At 69.4% G+C, this 20,560-nt stretch carries 20 protein-coding genes, 1 tRNA gene and 1 riboswitch; of the genes, 12 read left to right on the top strand and 9 right to left on the bottom strand.

The annotated features are described in order from the left end of the window. The first annotated feature begins 6 nt into the window (after nucleotides 1-6). The gene (locus M8R19_RS23185; RefSeq protein ID WP_074976496.1) at nucleotides 7-669 is read left to right on the top strand and encodes a class I SAM-dependent methyltransferase; all 663 of its coding nucleotides are present in this window, start codon (nucleotides 7-9) and stop codon (nucleotides 667-669) included. A gap of 59 nt (nucleotides 670-728) precedes the next feature. Next, nucleotides 729-804: transfer RNA gene (locus tag M8R19_RS23190), tRNA-Ala, on the top strand. Between the two features lie 54 nt (nucleotides 805-858). Here the strand turns inward: M8R19_RS23190 and M8R19_RS23195 are convergent. The 5 genes from M8R19_RS23195 to M8R19_RS23215 form a co-directional block, all read right to left on the bottom strand. Continuing rightward, nucleotides 859-1,557, bottom strand: a complete 699-nt coding sequence (locus tag M8R19_RS23195; protein ID WP_064582273.1) for a pirin family protein — start codon at nucleotides 1,555-1,557, stop codon at nucleotides 859-861. A 129-nt stretch (nucleotides 1,558-1,686) separates the two neighbouring features. Next, nucleotides 1,687-2,451 carry an L-cystine ABC transporter ATP-binding protein TcyN gene (gene tcyN, locus M8R19_RS23200; protein WP_249919035.1) on the bottom strand — a complete coding sequence of 255 codons (765 nt, stop codon included), beginning with the start codon at nucleotides 2,449-2,451 and terminating at the stop codon, nucleotides 1,687-1,689. Next, nucleotides 2,448-3,119, bottom strand: a complete 672-nt coding sequence (gene tcyL, locus M8R19_RS23205) for a cystine ABC transporter permease (RefSeq protein WP_249920214.1) — start codon at nucleotides 3,117-3,119, stop codon at nucleotides 2,448-2,450. Before tcyL ends, tcyN begins: the two co-directional genes overlap by 4 nt. Next, nucleotides 3,119-3,922, bottom strand: a complete 804-nt coding sequence (gene tcyJ / locus M8R19_RS23210; RefSeq protein WP_074976474.1) for a cystine ABC transporter substrate-binding protein — start codon at nucleotides 3,920-3,922, stop codon at nucleotides 3,119-3,121. The genes tcyL and tcyJ overlap by 1 nt, the downstream gene beginning before the upstream one ends. Nucleotides 3,923-4,034: 112 nt before the next feature. Then, on the bottom strand, nucleotides 4,035-5,033 hold the full coding sequence (locus M8R19_RS23215) for a D-cysteine desulfhydrase (RefSeq protein WP_249919036.1): 999 nt from the start codon (nucleotides 5,031-5,033) through the stop codon (nucleotides 4,035-4,037). Nucleotides 5,034-5,223: 190 nt separating this feature from the next. Here M8R19_RS23215 and hflK (M8R19_RS23220) point away from each other — a divergent pair, with 190 nt between their 5' ends. From hflK (M8R19_RS23220) to M8R19_RS23260, 9 genes are all read left to right on the top strand, one after another. Beyond that, the gene (hflK, locus tag M8R19_RS23220; RefSeq protein ID WP_249919037.1) at nucleotides 5,224-7,197 is read left to right on the top strand and encodes a protease modulator HflK; all 1,974 of its coding nucleotides are present in this window, start codon (nucleotides 5,224-5,226) and stop codon (nucleotides 7,195-7,197) included. Further along, nucleotides 7,194-8,219 carry a protease modulator HflC gene (hflC, locus tag M8R19_RS23225; protein WP_249919038.1) on the top strand — a complete coding sequence of 342 codons (1,026 nt, stop codon included), beginning with the start codon at nucleotides 7,194-7,196 and terminating at the stop codon, nucleotides 8,217-8,219. Before hflK (M8R19_RS23220) ends, hflC begins: the two co-directional genes overlap by 4 nt. Continuing rightward, nucleotides 8,212-9,237 (top strand): protease modulator HflK, encoded by a 1,026-nt coding sequence (hflK, locus tag M8R19_RS23230; protein ID WP_249919039.1) that lies wholly within the window; start codon nucleotides 8,212-8,214, stop codon nucleotides 9,235-9,237. Before hflC ends, hflK (M8R19_RS23230) begins: the two co-directional genes overlap by 8 nt. Nucleotides 9,238-9,336: 99 nt before the next feature. After that, nucleotides 9,337-9,825 carry a hypothetical protein gene (locus M8R19_RS23235; RefSeq protein WP_249919040.1) on the top strand — a complete coding sequence of 163 codons (489 nt, stop codon included), beginning with the start codon at nucleotides 9,337-9,339 and terminating at the stop codon, nucleotides 9,823-9,825. Nucleotides 9,826-9,837: 12 nt separating this feature from the next. Beyond that, a complete protein-coding gene (locus tag M8R19_RS23240; RefSeq protein ID WP_043267751.1) occupies nucleotides 9,838-11,808 on the top strand; it encodes a cation-translocating P-type ATPase in 1,971 nt (656 codons plus the stop codon). Between the two features lie 69 nt (nucleotides 11,809-11,877). Further along, the gene (locus M8R19_RS23245; RefSeq protein ID WP_009618454.1) at nucleotides 11,878-12,081 is read left to right on the top strand and encodes a hypothetical protein; all 204 of its coding nucleotides are present in this window, start codon (nucleotides 11,878-11,880) and stop codon (nucleotides 12,079-12,081) included. Nucleotides 12,082-12,184: 103 nt separating this feature from the next. After that, nucleotides 12,185-12,442, top strand: a complete 258-nt coding sequence (locus M8R19_RS23250; RefSeq protein ID WP_009618451.1) for a hypothetical protein — start codon at nucleotides 12,185-12,187, stop codon at nucleotides 12,440-12,442. Between the two features lie 2 nt (nucleotides 12,443-12,444). Further along, complete coding sequence (gene cobF / locus M8R19_RS23255) at nucleotides 12,445-13,212, top strand: precorrin-6A synthase (deacetylating) (RefSeq protein WP_116422812.1); 768 nt, start codon at nucleotides 12,445-12,447, stop codon at nucleotides 13,210-13,212. A 90-nt stretch (nucleotides 13,213-13,302) separates the two neighbouring features. Next, nucleotides 13,303-14,328: a Fic family protein gene (locus M8R19_RS23260; RefSeq protein WP_058070218.1), complete on the top strand. Its 1,026-nt coding sequence runs from the start codon at nucleotides 13,303-13,305 to the stop codon at nucleotides 14,326-14,328. 203 nt (nucleotides 14,329-14,531) lie between these two features. Here M8R19_RS23260 and M8R19_RS23265 read toward each other — a convergent pair whose 3' ends face one another. Genes M8R19_RS23265 through M8R19_RS23280 form a run of 4 tightly spaced genes read right to left on the bottom strand, consistent with a single transcriptional unit; the run spans nucleotide 14,532 to nucleotide 18,021 of the window. Then, nucleotides 14,532-15,152 carry an ABC-type transport auxiliary lipoprotein family protein gene (locus M8R19_RS23265; RefSeq protein WP_116422403.1) on the bottom strand — a complete coding sequence of 207 codons (621 nt, stop codon included), beginning with the start codon at nucleotides 15,150-15,152 and terminating at the stop codon, nucleotides 14,532-14,534. Next, a complete protein-coding gene (locus M8R19_RS23270) occupies nucleotides 15,149-16,087 on the bottom strand; it encodes an MlaD family protein (protein WP_249919041.1) in 939 nt (312 codons plus the stop codon). Before M8R19_RS23270 ends, M8R19_RS23265 begins: the two co-directional genes overlap by 4 nt. Beyond that, nucleotides 16,088-16,876, bottom strand: coding sequence for an ABC transporter ATP-binding protein (locus M8R19_RS23275; protein ID WP_249919042.1), 789 nt, complete (start codon nucleotides 16,874-16,876; stop codon nucleotides 16,088-16,090). After that, entirely contained in the window at nucleotides 16,873-18,021 is a 1,149-nt protein-coding gene (locus M8R19_RS23280; protein ID WP_249919043.1) for an MlaE family ABC transporter permease, read from the bottom strand. Before M8R19_RS23280 ends, M8R19_RS23275 begins: the two co-directional genes overlap by 4 nt. Before the next feature lie 131 nt (nucleotides 18,022-18,152). Here M8R19_RS23280 and M8R19_RS23285 point away from each other — a divergent pair, with 131 nt between their 5' ends. Beyond that, nucleotides 18,153-20,192, top strand: a complete 2,040-nt coding sequence (locus M8R19_RS23285) for an FUSC family protein (RefSeq protein WP_249919044.1) — start codon at nucleotides 18,153-18,155, stop codon at nucleotides 20,190-20,192. Between the two features lie 22 nt (nucleotides 20,193-20,214). Further along, nucleotides 20,215-20,435, top strand: a riboswitch (cobalamin riboswitch). Nucleotides 20,436-20,560 lie beyond the last annotated feature (125 nt).

Raw genomic sequence — 20,560 nt, forward strand, 5'->3', positions numbered from 1 at the left:
GGGCCCATGACCACCCGTACGCTCAACCTCGATGACGCGCTCTACCAATACCTGCTCGACACCTCCCTGCGCGACACCCCGCTGAAGGCGCGCCTGCGCGAGGAAACCGCCGCCCTGCCCATGGCGCGCTGGCAGATCGCCCCCGAACAAGGCCAGTTCCTCGCCCTGCTGGTCAAGCTGACCGGCGCCCGGCGCATCCTCGAAGTGGGCACCTTCACTGGCTACAGCGCCCTGTGCATGGCCGAGGCGCTGCCCGAAGACGGCCACATCCTCTGCTGCGACCTCCCCGGCGACTACAACGCCACGGCGCAGTCCTACTGGCGCGAAGCCGGCGTCGAAACCCGCATCGAACTGCGCCTGGGTCCCGCGCTGGACACCCTGGCTGGCCTGGAAAGGGAAGGCCAGGCGGGCAGCTTCGACATCGCCTTCATCGACGCCGACAAGGCCAACTACCCACGCTACCTGGAACACGCCCTGACCCTGCTGCGCCAGGGCGGCCTGGCGATCTTCGACAACGTGCTGTGGAGTGGCCGGGTACTCGAAACCAACCCGCAAAGCGCTGACACCCGCGCCATCCAGCAATTGAACCTGGCGCTGAAAAGCGACGCGCGGGTGGACTATTCGCTGCTGCCGCTGGGCGACGGCATGGGGCTGTGTCGCAAGCGCTGAGCGCCTGCGCAAGGGGGCATTGCCTGGTGCTGCCGGCTGGGCTAGATTCTGCCTACCTCGGGCCGATAGCTCAGCTGGGAGAGCGCCGCGTTCGCAATGCGGAGGTCGGGAGTTCGATCCTCCTTCGGTCCACCAGACGAATGAAAAAGGGCACGCAAACGCGTGCCCTTTTTCGTTTCGCCCTGGCCGTCAGGCGACATCCACCAGAATCACCTCGCTGTCCTCCAGCGCCGTCACCTTCACCACCGCTTCCTCGGCGATGGCCGCGCCGTCGCGGGCTTCCAGGAGCACGCCGTTGACTTCCACCTTGCCAGCCGCCGGCACCAGGTAGGCGCGGCGGTCGCTGCCCAGGGCGTATTCGGCGCTCTGGCCGGCTTTCAGGGTGGCGGCGGCCAGGCGGCCGTCGGCGCGGATGCGCAGGGTGTCTTCGTCGTTTTCATCGCCGCTGGCGAGGATCACGAAGCGGCCGGCGCGGTCGCCTTTGGGGAAGGGCTTGGCGCCCCAGGATGGCGTGCCGCCGCGTTGCGTCGGCAGGATCCAGATCTGGAAGATCCTGGTCACGTCCTGCTCCAGGTTGTATTCGGAGTGGACGATGCCGCTGCCGGCGCTCATCACCTGCACGTCGCCCGCCTCGGTGCGGCCCTTGTTGCCCAGGCTGTCCTGGTGGGTGATCGCACCCTGGCGCACGTAGGTGATGATTTCCATCTCGCGGTGCGGGTGCGGCGGGAAGCCGGTGCCCGGGTCGATCTCGTCGTCGTTCCAGACGCGCAGGTTGCCCCAGTTCATGCGCTCGGGGTCGTAGTACTCGGCGAAGGAGAAGTGGTGCTTGGCGTTGAGCCAGCCGTGGTGGGCGCCGCCGAGCTGGGCGAAGGGTCTGCGTTCGATCATGGGATCAGTCCTCTTGGGGCGCTGGGCCGGCGAGTTGGCCGGCCTGCGCGGTTCATAGAGGCTATGTTGATCCCGATTGAGTCGATATAAAAGCGCAAATATCCGAGCTTTTATATCGACTTATTTGATTTATTCGGTGCGGCCCTGGTCTGGGTTGAGGAACTTGCTGAGGAACTGCCGGGTGCGTTCCTCGCGGGGCTGGGCGAACAGCGTCTTGGCGTCGCCCTGTTCGACGATCACGCCCTTGTCGATGAAGATCGCCCGGTTGGCGACGTCGCGGGCGAAGCTCATCTCGTGGGTGACGATGACCATGGTGCGCTTTTCCTGGGCCAGGCCGCGGATGGTCGCCAGCACTTCGCCGACCAGTTCCGGGTCGAGCGCCGAGGTGGGTTCGTCGAAGAGGATCACGTCCGGCTGCATGGCCAGGGCCCGGGCGATGGCCACGCGCTGCTGCTGGCCGCCGGAGAGGCGCTTGGGATAGGCGTCTTCCTTGCCGGCCAGGCCGACCTTCGCCAGCAATTGGCGGGCGCGTTGCACGGCGCTGTCGCGGGGCTCTTTCTTGACGATCACCGGGCCTTCGATGACGTTTTCCAGCGCGGTGCGGTGGGGGAACAGGTTGAAGTTCTGGAACACGAAGCCGACGTGCTGGCGCAGCTTGCGGATCAGCCCCTGCTGTGGCTTGAGCGGGCGCGAGGCGTCGATCTCGATGTCGCCGACGCGGATGGTCCCGCCGTTGGGGATTTCCAGCAGGTTCAGGCAGCGCAGCAGGGTGGTCTTGCCCGAGCCGCTGGGGCCGATGATCGCCACCACCTCGCCGGCCGAGACCGACAGGTCGATGCCCTTGAGCACCTCCTGGCCGCGGAACTGCTTGGTGAGCTTGCGTACCTCGATCATGCCTCGTGCTCCTGGTCATGGCGGTTGACCCGCTCTTCCAGGCGGTTCTGCAGGTGCGCCAGGACGCTGGCGAGCACCCAGTAGATGAGCGCGGCGGTGAGGTACATGGTGAACACCTCGAAGGTCCGCGCGGTGATCAGTTGCGCCTGGCGGAACAGTTCCGGCACCTGGATGGTGGCGGCCAGGGCGGTGTCCTTGACCAGCGAGATGAAGCTGTTGCCCAGCGGCGGCAGGGCGGTGCGCGCGGCCTGCGGCAGCACCACCCGGCGCAGCGTCTGGGCGCGCGTCATGCCGATGCTGGAGGCCGCTTCCCACTGGCCGCGGTCGATGGAGCCGATGGCGGCGCGGAGGATCTCGCAGACGTAGGCGGCCATGTTCAGCGAGAAGCCGATCAGCGCCGCCGGCAGCGGGTCAAGCTCCAGGCCCAGCTGCGGCAGGCCGTAGTAGATCATGAACAACTGCACCAGCAGCGGCGTGCCGCGGAAGAAGGACACGTAGATGCGCGCCAGCCAGCTGAACACCGCGTGGCCATACAGCCGCGCCAGGGCGAGGATGAACCCCAGCAGCAGACCGAAGAACATCCCGCCGATGCTGAGGACTACGGTAAAGACCGCGCCCTTGAGCAGGAAGGGCGCGGAATCCAGAGCGAGCTGCAGGCTTTCGTCGATCATTGGGTGACGTCAGCCTGGAACCACTTCTCCGAAAGCTTTTTCAGCGAGCCATCGGCCTTGAACTTCTCGATGGCCTTGTTCAGCGCGCCGAGCAGCTCGGGGTTGCCCTTGCGCAGGGCGATGCCGGCTTCCTGGCGGGCGAAGGGCGCGCCGGTCAGGGCCATGGCGCCCTTGGTCTTGTTGACCATGTCGAAGGCGGCCAGGCGGTCCACCAGGATCACGTCGATGCGCCCGCTGCGCAGGTCCTGGAACTTGGTCGGGTCATCCTCGTAGGTGCGCACGTCGGCCTGCGGCACGTTCTGCTTCAGCCACTGCTCGTAGTTGGTGCCCAGGCCCACGCCAACCTTCACCCCGGCGAGCTTCTCGGGCGTGTCGTACTTGCTTTCGTCGCCCTTGCGCACCAGGGCCTGGATGCCGGAGACGGTGTAGGGCTCGGAGAAGTCGTACTTCTTCTTGCGCTCCTCGGAGATGGTCACCTGGTTGATCACCACGTCCAGGCGCTTGGACTCCAGGGCGGCGAGGATGCCATCCCACTTGGTCGGCTGGAACTTGGCCTTCACCCCCAGCTCCTTGGCCAGCAGCTCGGCGAAGTCCACTTCGAAGCCGGACAGCTTGCCGTTCTCGTCGACGAAGCTGAAGGGCGGGTAGGTGCCTTCCAGGCCGACCTTGATCGCGCCGTTGCCCTGGATCTGTTTGAGCAGGTCCTCGTCGGCCGAGGCCTGCTGGCCGAGGAAGCTGGCGCCGAGGGCCAGGGTCAGGCCGGCGAAGATGAAACCGCGTCGCAGGATGGAGAAGTTCATGGTTGCCCTCGTTCTTGGTGTTTCAAGCAGGTTAGTAGGCTGCGCGACTATAGGGGGTCAATGGTTATGCAATAAAATAATGAAATATCCTGTTCATATAACTTGAATGAATTCACAGCTGCGACGGGTAGGCGAACAGCGCCGGGGCGCCGCCGGTGTGCAGGAACAGCAGCGGGCCTTCGGCGAAGCGGCCGTGGGCCACGCCATCGAGCAGGCCGGCCATGGCCTTGCCGGTGTAGACGGGGTCCAGCAGCAGGCCCTCGGTCGCGGCGAGCAGGCGCACCGCGTCGAGGGTGCCGGCGTTGGGCTCGCCATAGCGCGGGCCGAAGTAGGCGTCCCACAGGTGCACGGCGAAGTGCGCTGCCAGCGGCCGGCCGAGCAGGTCCGCGGTGCGTTGCGCCAGGCCTTCCACCTTGGGCCGCTGGGTGACGTCGGGACGCGAGACGGTGACGCCGATCACCGGGGTTTCCGGCAGCGCTTCGGCCAGCGCCAGGGCTAGTCCGGCATGGGTACCGGCGCTGCCGGAAGCGAGCACCACGGCGGCGAAGTGCTGGCTGCTGGCGCGCACCTGCTCGGCCAGCTCCAGGCCGGCGCGCACGTAGCCCAGGGCGCCGAGGGCATTGGAGCCGCCGATGGGCACCAGGTAGGGCTTGCGCCCCTGGGCGCGCAGGCGCTCGCAGGCGTCCTGCAGCAGGGCGTCGGCGTCGTCGAGGTTGGCGACTGCTTCCACCTGGGTGCCGAACAGGTCCAGCAGCAGGCGGTTGCCGTTGCCCAGGTAGTTGGCGTCGTCGGTGCCGATGGGGTTTTCCAGCAGGGCCAGGCAGCCCAGGCCCAGGCGCGCGGCCAGCGCCGCGGTCTGACGCACGTGGTTGGACTGGATGGCGCCAGCGGTCACCAGCACGTCGGCGCCGGCGGCGAGGGCATCGGCGGCGAGGTACTCCAGCTTGCGCACCTTGTTGCCGCCCATGGCCAGCGGGGTGAGGTCGTCGCGCTTGACGAAGAGTTCCCGGCCCAGCTGCGCCGACAGGCGCTCCAGCTTGTCCAGTGGGGTAGGGGCGCCGACCAGGTCGAGGCGGGGGAAGCGGGCGAGGGATTCGCGCAGGCTGCTCATCGGGGGACCTCGGCGGTATTTGAACGATCCGCCAAGATAGAACGGGGCAGGGGAGCGCGGCAATTCGCCGGCGGGGCTTTTCTTTGCGCCGCGTCTCGACGAGAATTTCACGCCGATTGTTATAAGGTTACATTTTGTTTCCCTGCGCGCCGATGTACCGGCTGGCCTCCTGGCCGCCTCTGGAGTTGTGATGCGAGTCGACCTGGACACCGCGGGCGAGGACCTGCAGGCGCTGCCGCGCTTCCAGCAGGCCGCGGTGCATGCCCGGCGCCTGTTCGCCCTGGCCCTGGGCAGCGGCGTGCTGGCCGTGCTGCTGTTCCTCCTGGCGATTCTCATCGGCCTGTTCGCCGCCCGCTCGCCCTGGCTGCCGCTGTTGTGCAACAACGCCGCGGCCTTGCTGCTACTGGCCGCGGCGGCGCAGTCGGCCTGGCGCGTCGACGCCTGGCGGGCGCGCGCCCTGGGACAGGAGCCTTCGCTGCGCTGGTTCGGCGGGCGTGAGACGGCGGACGAACCGCTAGCCCCCGAGGCGCTGAGCGCCTATGACCGCTTCCTCGACAGCATCGGCCGTGGCATCCGTTCGCTGCTGCGGCGCATCGGCCCGGGCTCGCTCTGGCTGGCGGGGCTCTGCGTCGCCGCGCTGCTGGTGATCCGCGCCGGCTGGAGCCTGGCGCTGCCGGGCGCCGACCTCGGCCAGGCGGCCTATGTTGGCGCCGGCCTGTTGTTGCTGGGCGCCTTCGGCCTGCTGGTGCTGGAGCGCCACTTCGCCGCCAGCGGCGAGGCCCAGTGGCCGGAAGCCGCCGCCCTGGCGCCGCTGCTGCGGCTGGTCATCGCCGTGCAGCTGCTGTCGCTGCCCGGCCTGCTGTTCGCCAGCGCCGACAACCTCTGGCCGGTGCGCCTGCTGGTGCTGATCGGCTTGCTGCCCGCTGCGGTGGCCGTGGAGCTGCTGGCGCGCGCAGTATTTTCCGCCTTCCTGCCGCAACGCGAGCGTGAGGAGCCGCGCCTGGTCGCCCGCAGCCTGGTGGCCGGGCAATTGCGCTGGCCGCCGCGGCCGCTGCAGTTCCTGCAGGACGAACTGCAGCAGCGCTTCGGCATCGACCTGCGCCAGGTCTGGGCGTTCGCCTTCATGCGTCGCGCCTTCCTGCCGGTGGCCGCGTTGGTGGCGCTGGTCGGCTGGCTGCTCAGCGGCATACACGAGGTGTCCCTGGACGGCCGCGGCGTCTACGAGCGCTTCGGCAAGCCCGAGGCGGTGCTGCAGCCGGGCCTGCATGTTGGCTTGCCCTGGCCGTTCGGGCGGGTGATCGCGGTGGAGAACGGCGTGATCCACGAACTGGCCACCTCCGGCGATTCCGCCGTCGCCGACCCGCCGGGCCCGGCCGATGGTCCCGCGCCGGACAGCGCCAACCGCCTGTGGGACGCCTCCCACCGCAGCGAGAAGTCCCAGGTGATCGCCAGCGCCGCCGAGGGCAAGCAGAGCTTCCAGGTGGTCAACATGGACGTGCGTTTCGTCTACCGCATCGGCCTGGACGATGCCGCGGCCCTGGCGGCGACCTACAACAGCGCCGACGTGCCGGCGCTGATCCGCAGCACCGCCAGCCGCGTGCTGGTCCACGATTTCGCCTCGCGCACCCTGGACGGCGTCCTCGGCGGCGAGCGCGAGGCCCTGGCGCAGGACATCGGCAAGGCCGTGCAGGCCGACCTCGATGAGTTGCACAGCGGTGTGGAAATCCTCGCCACCGTGGTCGAGGCCATTCACCCGCCGGCCGGCGCGGCGAATGCCTACCATGGCGTGCAGGCGGCGCAGATCACCGCCCAGGCGCTGATCGCCCGCGAGCGCGGCAAGGCCGCCGAGCAGGGCAACGAGGCCCGTCTGGCCGCCAGCCAGGCGGTGGACAAGGCCAATGCCGACGCCCGCGAGACGCTGGCCGCGGCGCGGGCCGCTGACCTGCGTTTCGGCGCCGAGCGCAAGGCCTGGCAGGACGCCGGCCAGTCGTTCCTGCTGGAACAGTATTTCGCCCGCCTGGGCCAGGGCCTGGGCAATTCCAGCGCCCTGGTCATCGACCATCGACTGGGCGCCGGCGATGCGCCGACCCTCGACCTGCGCGGCTATTTCACCGCGCCCTTCGACCCGGCGCGCAAGCCGGCCAAACAGGAGCTCGCCCCTTGAGTTCGTCGCACAGCCACGACCACGCGCACCACGACCACGACCACGACCACGGCCATCACCATCACGAGCATGAGCACGGCGGCGCCGGGCCCTTGCCCTGGCGGCGCATCGGCCTGGCCGCGCTGCTGGTGCTGTTCGCCGCCGCCACCGCCTGCCTGGTGCAGGTGCGCTCCGGCGAGGCCACGGTCGTCACCCGCTTCGGCAACCCGGTGCGCGTGCTGCTGCAGCCGGGGCTGGCCTGGCGCCTGCCGGTGCCGTTCGAGGCGGCCATCCCGGTGGACCTGCGCCTGCGCACCACCTCCAGCGGCCTGCAGGACGTCGGCACCCGAGACGGCCTGCGCATCATCGTCCAGGCCTACGTGGCCTGGCAGGTGCAGCCCGACGCGGACGACGTGCAGCGCTTCATGCGCGCGGTGCAGAACCAGCCCGACGAGGCGGCGCGGCAGATCCGCACCTTCGTCGGCTCGGCCCTGGAAACCACCGCCAGCGGCTTCGACCTGGCCGACCTGGTGAACACCGACGGCGGCAAGGTGCGCATCGCCGACTTCGAACAGCGCCTGCGCGGGCAGATCGACAAGACCCTGCGCGACACCTACGGCGTGCGCGTGCTGCAGGTGGGCATCGAACGCCTGACGCTGCCCTCGGTGACCCTCGGCGCTACCGTCGACCGCATGCGCGCCGAGCGCGAGACCATCGCCACCGAGCGCACCGCCGAGGGCAAGCGCAAGGCCGCCGAGATCCGCTCCGCCGCCGAGCGCGATGCGCGCATCCTGCAGGCCGACGCCACGGTCAAGACCGCCGACATCGAGGCGCAGTCCCGCGTCGAGGCGGCGGACATCTACGCCAAGGCCTACGCCGGCTCGCCCGAGCTGTACAACCTGCTGCGCTCGCTGGATACCCTGGGCACCATCGTCAACTCCGGCACTCGCCTGGTCCTGCGCACCGACGCGGCGCCCTTCCGCGTGCTGGTCGACGGCCCGCCGCAACTGCCGGCGCCCAAGCCGGGTGCGCAGCATGAGTGAGCGCGGCGAGGGCGGCAGCCCCTGGCTGCAGGCCGGGCGCCTGGCGTTCGTCGCGCTCTATGGCGTGACGCTGCTGGCGGCGCTCGGCTGGGCGCTGTCCAACGTCCGCGAGATCGGCCCGGACAGCCGCGCCGTGGTGCTGCGCATGGGCGCCCTGCAGCGCATCGCCAATCCCGGCCTGCTGCTGGCCTGGCCGCGGCCCTTCGAGCAGGTGGTGCTGCTGCCGGCGGCCGAGCGCGTCATCGAGCGCCGGGTGGAAACCCTGCTGCGCTCGGCCCAGGCGCAGAAGGCCGACCTCGACGTCAGCCTGGTCAACGACGCCACGGCCGGCTCCGGCTACCTGCTGACCGGCGACGCCGGCGTCGTGCAACTGGACGTGCGGGTGTTCTACAAGGTGGTCGACCCCTACGCCTACGTGCTCCAGGGCGAGCACGTGCTGCCGGCGCTCGACCGCCTGGTGGCGCGCAACGCCGTGAGCGTGTGCGCGGCCCGCGACCTGGACACCATCCTGGTCGCCCGCCCCGAGCTGGTCGGCAGCGACAGCGCCGTGGCCGAGCGCCGCGAGCGCCTGCGCGGCGACCTGCAGCAGGGCGTCAACCAGAGCCTGGCGGCACTGGCCGCCGCCGGCAGCGGGCTGGGCATCGAGATCGAGCGGGTGGACGTGCAGTCCTCGCTGCCGCGCGAGGCGGTGAGCGCCTTCAACGCCGTGCTCACCGCCAGCCAGTTGGCCGAGCAGAACGTCGCCAGCGCGCAGAACGACGCCGCGCGGCAGACCCAGGCGGCCACCCAGGCCGCCGACCGCACCCTGCAGGTGGCCCGCGCCCAGGCCGGCGAGCGCCTGGCCAAGGCCCATGCCGACACCGCGACCATCACCAGCCTGGCCGCCAGCCAGGACCCCGGCCTGCTGCTGCGCCTGTACCGCGAGCGGGTGCCCGGCATCCTCGGCAAGGCCGGCGCGGTCACCACCGTCGACCCCCGCGACGCCGGCCGCCTGATCCTCCAGGGGCCGCAGCCGTGAAGCAATGGGCGGACAGATGTCACACGGACGCGCTAGGCTCGCCGAGGGCCGCAGGCCCGACACCCACATTCCGAGAAAACACCTAGGGCGGGACACTCCATGAACGCTGTCGCTTACCGGCACTCTTCCACTTCGTCGCGGGGCAACCGCTGGCGCCCCCTGGGCGCGCTGCTGCTGGCCCTGGGCCTGCTGCTCGGCACCGGCAGCGCCGAGGCCGGCCGCGAACTGCCCTCGGGCATGCTGGTGGGCGTGGTGGACAGCGCCAGCTTCCCGGTCATCACCCTCAAGCGGCCCAAGCCCAACCTGCTCAAGCAGGTGGTCAGCCTCGGCCTGTACCAGAAGACCGTGAGCTACCCGGTGGCGGTCTCGGTGCGCATCCGCAACGAGAACAACCTGTTCATCGTCAACGGCCTGATGCCGCAGTTGAAGGACAAGTTCGTCGCCCTGAAGAGCGGCCTCAGCGGCCAGGTCAACCAGATCTGGGTGCTGACCGAGGCCGAGGCCGAGGAATACGTACAGCGCCCGGACACCCGCTTCCCGCCCCGGGCCACCCTCCTCAAGGATGACGAGACCGCGTCGAGCCAATGACCTGAGCGATAGATGAGCGCACACCACCACCACGGCCACCACCATGGCCACAGCCACGGCCACCTCACCGGAGCGATGCTCAGCCGCGACGAGCAGCGTGCCGCCGCCCGCCAACTGAGCCTGGCCATGCTCGCCCTCGGCCTGCTGCTGCTCGGCCTGCTCTGGCGCTGGCTGGCGCCGCAGCAGGAAGGCGTGGCGCAGATGCTGCTGGGCGTCGCCTCGCTGCTGGTGGCGGTGCCGGTGCTGCGCTCGGCCGCCGCCAGCCTGCGCCACCCCAGCCTGCACGGCATCACCGACCAGTTGATCGCCCTGGCCATGCTCGGCGCCTGGGCCACCGGCGACCTGCTGACCGCCGCGCTGCTGCCGATCATCATGATCTTCGGCCACGTGCTGGAAGAGCGCAGTGTGATCGGCTCCCAGGAAGCCATCGAGGCCCTCGGCCGCCTGACCCGCAGCCAGGCCCGGCGCATCCGCGCCGACGGCGCCGTGGAGGAAGTGGACAACGCCCAACTGCGCGCCGGCGACCAGGTGGAAGTGCGTGCCGGCGACCGCGTGCCGGCCGACGGCCGGGTGCTGGACGGCCAGGCCAGCCTGGACACCGCGCCCATCACCGGCGAATCGGTGCCGCTGGAGGCGCAGGCCGGGATGGAAGTCTACGGCGGCGCCATCAACCTCGACGGCCTGCTGCGCATCGAGGTGACGCGCACCGGAGAGGAATCCACTCTGGGCAAGGTGATCGCCCTGATGCAGCGTGCCGAGCGCGCCAAGCCGCCGATCACCCGCCTGCTGGAACGCTACGCCGGGCGCTACATGGTGCTGGTGCTGCTGATCGCCGCGGTCACCTGGTTCGTCACCAACGACCCCCAGGCCATGCTCGCCGTGCTGGTCGCCGCCTGCCCCTGCGCCCTGGTGCTCTCGGCGCCGGCCACGGCCATCGCCGGCATCGCCGTGGCGGCGCGCCACGGCATCCTGATCCGCAGTTCGGCCTTCCTCGAGGAACTGGCCGACCTGACCTCGCTGGTGGTCGACAAGACCGGCACCCTGACCCACGGCAGCCTGCGCCTGCAGGCCCTGCGCGGCGAGCCCGGGGAGGACCCGGCGGCGCTGCGACAGTTGGCCGCCAGCCTGGGCGCGGCGAGCAGCCACCCGGTCAGCCGCGCCTTGGCTGCGCTGGTGCCCCACGATGCCTACCACCCGCTGGAAGACATCCGCGAACGCCAGGGCCTGGGCGTCATCGCCCACACCCCGCAGGGCGAGGCAGCCCTCGGCCGGCCCGAACTGTTCGCCCAACTGGGCATCGCCACCGCGCCGGTGCCCGAGCACGACGGCCCCATCGCCGGCCTGGCCCTGGGCGGGCGCTTCCGCGCCTGGCTGCTGCTGGCCGACAGCCTGCGCCCGGAAGCGCCGCAGGCCATGGCCGAACTGCGCGAGCTGGGCCTGGGCCGCCAACTGCTGCTCACCGGTGACCGCCAGAGCGTCGCCGAAGGCGTGGCGCGCGAGGTGGGCATCGCCGAAGTCAGCGCCCAGGCGCTGCCCGAAGACAAGCTGCACCGTGTCGGCGAGGAAATCGACAAGGGCTTCCGCCCGCTGGTGGTGGGCGACGGCATTAACGATTCGCTGGCGCTCAAGGCCGGCGTGGTGGGCGTGGCCATGGGCGCCGGCGGCGCCGACATCGCCCTGGCCTCGGCCGACGTGGTGCTGATCGGCAGCGACCTGCGCCGCCTGGGCACCTGCGTGCGGCTGAGCCGCCAGTGCCGGCGCACCCTGCAGGTGAACGTGGCGATCGGCCTGGGCTGGACCCTGGCCATAGTCGCGGCGGCCGCCTTCGGCCTGCTCGGCGCCGCCGGGGCGATGATCGCCGCCGTGCTGCACAACCTCAGCACCCTGCTGGTGCTGGGCAACGCCGGGCGCCTGCTGCGCTTCGACGAAAGCCTCGGCCAGGCGCGCCCGGCGGGGCCCACCGGGGAGCCGGTCGGCGCCTGAGGAGCAGCGGGCACGGTGCCTATCGGGTATGATGGGCGCCGTTTCCGCATCTTTCACCCGGTCTCTATCATGACTTCCTCGCAACAGCCGCCGCGCGACGACAGCGCGGACACCCCGGCCCAGGCCCCGCTGTCCCTGGCCGAACTGACCCGCGCCGCCCTCGCCGCGCAGAAGGACGCCGCCGCCGGCTACCAGCCGCGCAAGGCCCACGACAAGGATGTACGCCGTCCGCCGGCGCCCCGCGGTTCGCGCCGCTCCATGGGCAAGCGCTGAGCGCCCCGGCGGGGAGCAAATGGCCGCCGGGCTTGTCGAAACAGGCCCGACATCCTCAGAATGACCGGCTCGCACCTTTGCCGGTCGCAGACAAGGAGAGGCAATGAAAGCGATTCCCCTGTTGCTCGGCGCCAGCCTGCTGGTGCTGGGCGGCTGCAAGACCTTCGGCGGCCACTACGAGATAGACGCCGTCGACGCCAACGGACAGAAGCTCAACAAGAAGTCCTTCCTGGCCCAGGGCAGCGGCATCTACACGGTGCGCAACGCGCTCTGCTCCAGCTATCCCAAGGCCACGGTGATCATCCGTGACATCGACGCCGACCAGGAACTGGAAGGCGAAAGCCCCTACCACTGCAAATGACCATGAAACGACTGCTGCTGATCGGCGTGGGCGCCGGCGATCCCGAGCAACTGACCCTCCAGGCGGTCAAGGCATTGAACCGCGCCGACGTGTTCTTCCTGCTCGACAAGGGCGCCAGCAAGACCAAGCTGCTCGACCTGCGCCGCGACATCTGCGAGCGCTACGTCGAGCGCAGCGATTACCGCGTGGTGGAGGCCGAACTGCCGGAGCGCGAGCGCGGCGTGGCCGACTACGCCGGCAGCGTGGTGGACCTCAACGCGGCCAAGCAGGCGCTGTTCGAGCGGCTGATCGACGAGCACGTGGCCGAAGACGGGTGCGGCGCCTTCCTGGTCTGGGGCGACCCGGCGCTGTACGACAGCAGCATCCGCATTCTCGACGCCATCCTCGCCAGCGGCCGGCTGCGCTTCGACTACGAAGTCATCCCCGGCATCACCAGCGTGCAGGCCCTGGCCGCGCGCCATCGCATCCCGCTCAACCACATAGGCGGCGCGCTGCAGATCACCACCGGCCGCCGCCTGGCCCGCGAAGGCCTGCCCGCCGGCGTGCAGGACGTGGTGGTGATGCTCGATGCCCAGGACAGCTACACCGGTCTGCGCGGCCAGGACCTGGAAATCTTCTGGGGCGCCTACGTCGGCACCCCGGACGAACTGCTGATCGCCGGCCGCCTGGACGAAGTCGCCGAACACATCCGCGACACCCGCCTGAAGGCCCGCGAGGCCAATGGCTGGATCATGGATACCTATCTGTTGCGGCGGGTGGAGAACCAATAACGTGCGCTCGGTGTTTGCCACGGGTGGCAGTGCCGCCAATGTACGCACTATCGCTTCGGATGCCTGCGCAGACTCGGACCAGATATCGCCATGAAGGCCTATGAACCACCGCTTGCCCTTTCCGCTTCACTGCTGCGATTGGTCGGTGAAATCTGCGAGCGGGTCGGTCGGCTTTCGGTGGGTGGCGACTCGGCATTGACGCCTCAACTACGGCGCGGCAACCGTATCCGTACCATCCAGGCCTCTCTGGCCATCGAAAACAACACCCTCAGCGTCGAGCAGGTCACTGCCGTGCTGGAGGGGAAGCGGGTGCTGGGATTGCCCCGTGAAATCCAGGAAGTGCGCAATGCCTTTCGCGCCTATGAATACCTGCCTTCCTGGCACCCGACCTCTCAACCCGATCTATTGGCAGCCCACGCCAGCCTGATGGAAGGGCTCATCGACGACGCGGGGCATTTTCGACAGGGTGGTGTCGGCATCTACCGGGGTGACCAATTGCTACACATGGCGCCGCCGGCCAACCGTGTCCCGACGCTGGTGGGGCAGTTGCTGGAGTGGCTGGGCCATACGGACTGGCACCCGCTACTGGCGAGTTGTGTTTTTCATTACGAGTTCGAATTCATTCACCCGTTCGCCGATGGCAACGGGCGCATGGGACGACTCTGGCAGACCTTGATACTCAGTCGCTGGAATCCGCTGTTGGCTTACTTGCCGGTGGAGACGGTCATCCATGCCCAGCAGGAGGCCTACTACGCGGCCTTGGCCGAGGCCGATCATGTTGCACAGGCGACGCCCTTCGTTGACTACATGTTGCGGGCATTACTGGCAGCCATGGACGAAGTCGCGCAGACCGAACAAGTAAGCGATCAAGTTACCGACCAAGTAAACGAGAGCGTGCAACAGCTGTTGCAGGCTTTCAACAAGGGAGAAGCCCTCAAGTCCTCGGAAATCATGCGCAGGTTGGGGTTGTCGCACCGGCCAACCTTCCGGAAGAACTACCTGGGGCCGGCGATGGTGTCCGGATTGCTGGAAATGACCCAACCGGATTCTCCGCGCAGTCCCCTGCAGTGTTATCGCTTGACCGATCCGGGTTGGCGCAGGCGAGTTTCCGACTAGCCGTGGCGATGGGTATCGCTTCGCTCAACCCATCCTACGAAAGGCGCTCCGTAGGGCGTATAACCGTTCGCGGTTATACGCCGATACGCCGAGGCCACAGCCAACGCCACGGTTGGCCTTGGCGCCGCCGGGGACCGAGGCCAAACGGCGGATAACGCCGTAGGCGTTATGCGCCCTACGTGTTGCCATTAGGCGCTTCGCCATCACCGCTCGAACTTCTGCGCCTGCCCCTGCTGCAACGTCCAGCCCACCACCTCGGCGGCCAGGCGATCGGTGGCCTGGCCGAAGGCGCTGACCACTTCCGGCACCTTTTCCCCTGCGGACGGCTGGCGGACCTCGAAGCGTCGCGTCGCGACGATGCGCTGGGTGGCGCTGCGCACCAGGCGGGCTTCGAGGATGACCACCGCTTCTACGCCCCTGTCGCGGTATTCGGCCTGGAAGGCGCGCAGGTCGCCGCCCAGTTCCAGGTCGGCCTGCAGGCTGACTTCGTCGCTGCTCAGGGCCTGGATGCGGCCGTCGGCGCGGAAGGCGTCGAGCAGGCGGTCGCGCAGCAGCGGCGGGACGCCGTCGGCCCAGCGCGCGCCCTTGTAGACGCTGAGCAGGTCGCCCCTGGGCTGCACGGCGATGCGGTTGCTGTCCAGCACCTGGCTGGCCCTGGGCGCCAGCACCCGCAGCGACCAGTCCACTGCCGGCGTGGCGTGCGGCGGTTGCTGCTGCGCCGGCAGCAGGTAGATGTCCGGGGTCTCCGCCTTGGGCAGGATCGAGCAGGCCCCGAGCAGGGCGGCGAGGGCGCTGTAGCCGAGCAGGCGCAGGGGGGCCTTCATGGTTGGAACTCCTTGGTGCGGTTGCCGCCGAACAGGTAGTTGGTCGGGTTCTCTTCCAGGCGCCGGGTGACCCGCTGCAGGTTTTCCAGGGTGGCACGCAGTTCGCGCACCGCCGGGCCTATCTCGCCCAGGCCGTTCAGGCCGCCGTTGACCGAGTCGTAGTTGCTGTCGAGCAGGCGCTCGACCTTCTCGCTGCTGCGTTGCAGCGCGGCGAGGGTCTGCTGGGCGCTGACCAGCGAATCCTTGCCCTGGCTGCCGAGCAACTGGTTGGCGTTGCCCAGCAGCTGGCTGGCGTTGGCCAGGGTCAGCTTCGCCTGTTCGCTGGCCGCGGCCAGTTCCTGCACGGTGCGGCGGATGTCGCCGCGCTGCTCGGCGATCACCGCGGTGGCCTGGTCGATGTGGTCGAGGGTGCGGCTGATGCGGTCGACGTTTTCCTGGGAGAACATGCGGTTGACGTTGTTGATCAGGTTGCTGACGTTGGTGGCGATGTCCTCGCCGTTGGCCAGCAGTTTGCTCAGCGGCGAGGGGATGGTCTTGATCACCGGCACCTGGCCGTCCTTGCCCACCAGCGGCGGGCTTTCCGGCGAGCCGTTGCTGAGCTGGATGATGGCGGTGCCGGTGACCCCGGTGATGGCCAGCTTGGCACGGGTGTCCTGGCGGATCGGCGTCTGGTCGAACACGCGGATGCGCGCCAGCACCTTGCGCGGGTCGCGCGGGTCCAGCCGCAGGCTGACCACGTCGCCGACCTTGATCCCGCTGTATTGCACGGTGCCGCCCTGGGACAGGCCGGTCACCGCCTCGGTGAAGATCACGTCGTAGTAGTTGTACTGCTGGTCGCTGCTGTTCTTGGCCAGCCACAGGCCGAAGAGCAGGCCGCCGATGGCCACCAGCACGGTGAACAGGCCGATGACCACGTGGTGGGCGCGGGTTTCCATTCAGTTCTCCTCCCGCAGGCGGTCCGCCGCCTGCTGCGCGGCACGGCCGCGCGGGCCGTGGAAATAGTCCTGGACCCAGGCGTCGGGGTTGGCCGCCACCTCGTCGAGGCTGCCGACCACCAGCACGCGCTTCTGCGACAGCACGGCGACGCGGTCGCAGATGGTGTAGAGGGTGTCCAGGTCGTGGGTGACCAGGAACACGGTGAGGCCGAAGGCCTCGCGCAGGGTCAGGATCAACTGGTCGAAGGCCGCCGCGCCGATCGGGTCGAGGCCGGCGGTGGGCTCGTCGAGGAACAGGATGTCCGGGTCCAGGGCCAGGGCGCGGGCCAGGGCGGCGCGCTTGACCATGCCGCCGGACAGCTCCGAGGGGTACTTGGCGCCGGCCTCCGGCGGCAGGCCGGCCAGGGAGATCTTCACCTTGGCCAGGTACTCGGCGTCCTCGCGGGACAGCCCGGCATGCTCGATCAACGGCAGGCAGACGTTCTCGCTGACGGTCAGCGAGGAGAACAGCGCGCCGTTCTGGAACAGCACGCCGAAGCGCCTTTCGATCTTGGAACGCTGCTCCGGTGGCAGTTCCAGCAGGTTCTGCCCGAACACGTGGATCTGCCCTTCCTGGGGCCGGCGCAGGCCGATGATGGCGCGCAGCAGCACCGACTTGCCGGTGCCGGAACCGCCGACCACGCCGAGGATTTCGCCGCGGCGCACGTCCAGGTCCAGGTGCTCGTGCACCGCGTGGTCGCCGAAGCGGTTGCACAGGTCGCGGACCTGGATGATGGCTTCTTCGCTCACCAGCCCATCTCCATGAAGAACAGCGCGGCGATGGCGTCGATGAGGATCACCGCGAAGATCGACTGGACCACCGCCGAGGTGGTGTGCTCGCCGACCGACTGCGCGCTGCCGCTGACGCGGAAGCCTTCCAGGCAGCCGATCACGGCGATCACGAAGGCGAATATCGGTGCCTTCACCAGGCCCACCAGGAAGTGCTGCACGGCGATGTCGTTCTGCAGCATGACCATGAACATGCGCGGCGAGATGTCCAGCGACAGCGCGCAGACCACGCCGCCGCCGACGATGCCCGAGAGCATCGCCAGGAAGGTCAGCAGCGGCAGCACCAGCAGCAACGCCAGCACCCGCGGCAGCACCAGCAGTTCCATCGGGTCCAGGCCCAGGGCGCGGATGGCGTCGATCTCCTGGTTCGACTTCATCGAGCCGATCTGCGCGGTGAAGGCGCTGGCGGTACGCCCAGCGAGGAGGATGGCGGTGAGCAGCACGCCGAACTCGCGGAGGAACGAGAAGCCCACCAGGTCGACGGTGTAGATGGCCGCGCCGAACTTGTTCAGCACGGTGGCGCCGAGGAAGGCCACCACGGCGCCGACCATGAAGGTCAGCAGGGCCACGATGGGCACGGCGTCCAGGCCGGTCTGCTCCATGTGCGCGGCCAGCGAGGTGGGCCGCCAGCGCCGGGGATTCAGGGCGCAGCGCGCCAGGCTTTCGAGGGTCAGGCCGATGAAGCCGAGCACGCCCACCAGGTCTTTCCAGAAGACCTCCATGGCGCGGCCGATGCGTTCCAGCAGGTCGGCCAGGGCATTGCCCGGCGGCGGCTTTTTCTCGTGCAGGCGGCACTGGGTGATGGAGCTGCCCACCGCGCGCAGCAGGTCGCGGCGCTCCCTGGGCACGTCGGCGGCGATCTCGTCCAGGCGCTGCAGGCCGCTGGCGCCGATCAGGTCGGCGAGCAGGCTGGCGCCGGCGGTGTCGAGGGCGCCGAGTTGGCTGAAGTCGAAGCCCCCGGCATGGGCGCGCTGGCCGTCGAGGGCGCCGACCTGGCGCTGCAGGTCGGCGAAATGGGCGAGCGTCCAGTCGCCGCTGACTTGCAGCAGGGGCGGGGAGGCGGAGGTGTCCAGGCGCAGCTGGCCGGCTTGAGCGGTTTCGGTCATCCCACGGAGTCTAGCGGAGTTGTGTGACGGGACCATCCGTCGCCTTCCACTCAGGGAGGTTACAGGATGTTTCTTGACATTGTTAGCAAGCTATTTAATAGTTCGGTCAACTATTTTGCCGGTATGTCTGCATGCCTGCCTTCCTCTCGCTGTTCACCGAGTTCTTTCGCGCCGTGCTGCGCCCGCGCCGCACGGACCTGCAGTTCGCCAGCAAGTCGCTGCTGGCCGGCATTCTCGCGCTCTACCTGGCGTTCCGCTTTGAGTTGCAGCAACCGCAATGGGCGCTGGTCACGGTGTTCGTGGTCAGCCAGCCGCTGAGCGGCATGGTGCTGGCCAAGAGCGTGTTCCGCCTGCTCGGCACCTGCATCGGGGCCATGGTCTCGGTGGCGCTGATCGCCCTGTTCGGCCAGGCGCCGCTGCCTTTCCTGCTGGCCATGGCCGCCTGGCTGGCATTCTGCACCGCCGGCGCCTCGCTGCTGCAGAACTTCTCTTCCTACGGTTTTGTGCTCGCCGGCTACACCGCGGCGATCATCGCGCTGCCTTCCAGCGCCGTGCCCATGACGGTGTTCGACCAGGCCGTGGCGCGCTGCTCGGAGATCGGCCTGGGCATCCTTTGCGCCTCGCTGGTGAGCATCGTGCTCTGGCCGCGGCGCGTGCAGCAGCAACTGGCGGAGCAGGGCAAGGGCGCCTGGGAGACCGGCCTGCAGGCGGCCGCTGCCGAACTGACCGGCGCCGACGAGCGCGGCCCGCTGATCCGCGCCATGGGCCGCATCGTGGCGGTGGATGCGCAGCGCGAGCACGCCTGGTTCGAGGGCGAGAGCGGCCGGCGCCGGGCCCAGGCGCTGCGGGTGCTGAACGCCGACCTGCTGGGCCTGCTGCGTGCGGCGCGCAAGGTGGCGCGGGAATGGCGGCTGCTGGACCAGGCCGCGGCGGCCGCGCTGGAGCCCTGGCGGTGCGAGGTCATGGCTCTGCTGGATAAGGCCGAGTACCGCGCCTTCGAGGACTGCCGTGAACGCCTTGGCGTCGCCGCTCGGGAACTGGACAACGCCCAGCAGCGCCTGTGCCTGGAATGCCTGGCGCGCACCCTGGAGATGGCCGGCGAGGCCCAGCGCAGCATGCAGGCGCTGGTCTACGGCGAGGCGCCGCGCAACGCGCCGGGGGTGATCGTCTGGCACCGCGACATCGAACGCGGCCTGCTCTACGGGCTGCGCAGCGCCCTGGCGTTCCTCTGTGTGTCGGCCTTCTGGCTGGCCACGGCCTGGCCCAGCGGCCTGGGCGCGGTGTCCATCACCGGTGTGGTGCTGAGCCTGTTCGCCAGCCGCGACAACCCGGCCGGCGCCGGGCTGAACTTCCTGCGCGGCATCGTGCTGTCGGTGCCCTTCGCCGGTGTCGCGGGCCTGGTGATACTGCCGTTGTGCGATGGCTTCCCGGCATTGGCGCTGGTGCTGGGCGTGCCGCTGTTCATCGCCGCGCTGTGCATGACGCGGCCGCCGATCGCCGCCATCGCCTCGTCCTTCTGCATCTTCTATGTGAAGAACATCGGGCCGAGCAACGAGATGAGCTACGACCTCGGCCACTTCCTCAACTCGGCGCTGGCCACCGTGGTCGGCGTGGCCTTCGCCGTGCTGGTGTTCAACCTGGTGCGCCTGGCGCCCGGGCAGCGCCATTACCGCCGCGTGCTGGCGGCCATCCTCGCCGACCTGGCGCGGCTCACCCGCGGCCCGCTGCCGGTGGCGGAGGTGTGGTTCGACGGCCGCAGCGCCGACCGCCTGCTGCGCCTGGCGCAGTTCTACAAGAACCTGCCGGCCGAGCGCCGCGCGCGCTGGCGCGGTGGGCTGCTGGGGCTGGACCTGGGCGACGAGCTGCTGTTCCTCCGTGCGCGCCTGGCCGCTGCCCGCGGCCCCGTACGCCGGGCCCGCGACGCCTACCTGCTGCGTCTGCACGACCTGCTGCTCGCCGGAGGCCCGCGCGCCGGCCGCGAGCAGGCCCTGGACGCGGTCAGCGTGGCGCTGTTCAAGGCCCTGGAAAACGACCACCGGCTGCCCGCCGAAGGCCGCGAGCTGGCCCGCGCCACCCTGGTCCAGCTGCAGTTCATCTGGCTGCGCTGGTGCCGCCAGGACCCGGCCGCCGCGCCCGCGCCGGCGGCGCGACCCATCGCCGCCGCCGATTGACCGGCCACCCCGCCAGCCTCTAAGCTGCGCGCCTGCTACAGGTGCCTCCAGCCACGGCTGGAGGTGAAACAGGGAAGCCGGTGCAACCGAGCCAATTCGGTCATTCCGGCGCTGCCCCCGCAACGGTAGGCGAGTCACGCGGACGCAACAGCCACTGTGCCAACGGCATGGGAAGGCGCAGCCGCAGAGGTCCAGTGACCTTCACTCGCGAGCCCGGAGACCGGCCCGTAGCGCAAGACGACGCGCAGGAAGCCGTCGGGCGCTGCCCAGGCCGCGCTCCGATCGCCCCGCGTCATCCCGGTTTACTAGCCGCGCGGGTGAGAGCGGTGGAGCGATCAGGCAGATGAGCATTCTCCTTCCAGCCACGG

The sequence above is a fragment of the Pseudomonas sp. R3.Fl genome, assembly GCF_023516765.1.
In the GTDB taxonomy this organism is placed as follows: Bacteria; Pseudomonadota; Gammaproteobacteria; order Pseudomonadales; family Pseudomonadaceae; genus Pseudomonas; species Pseudomonas citronellolis.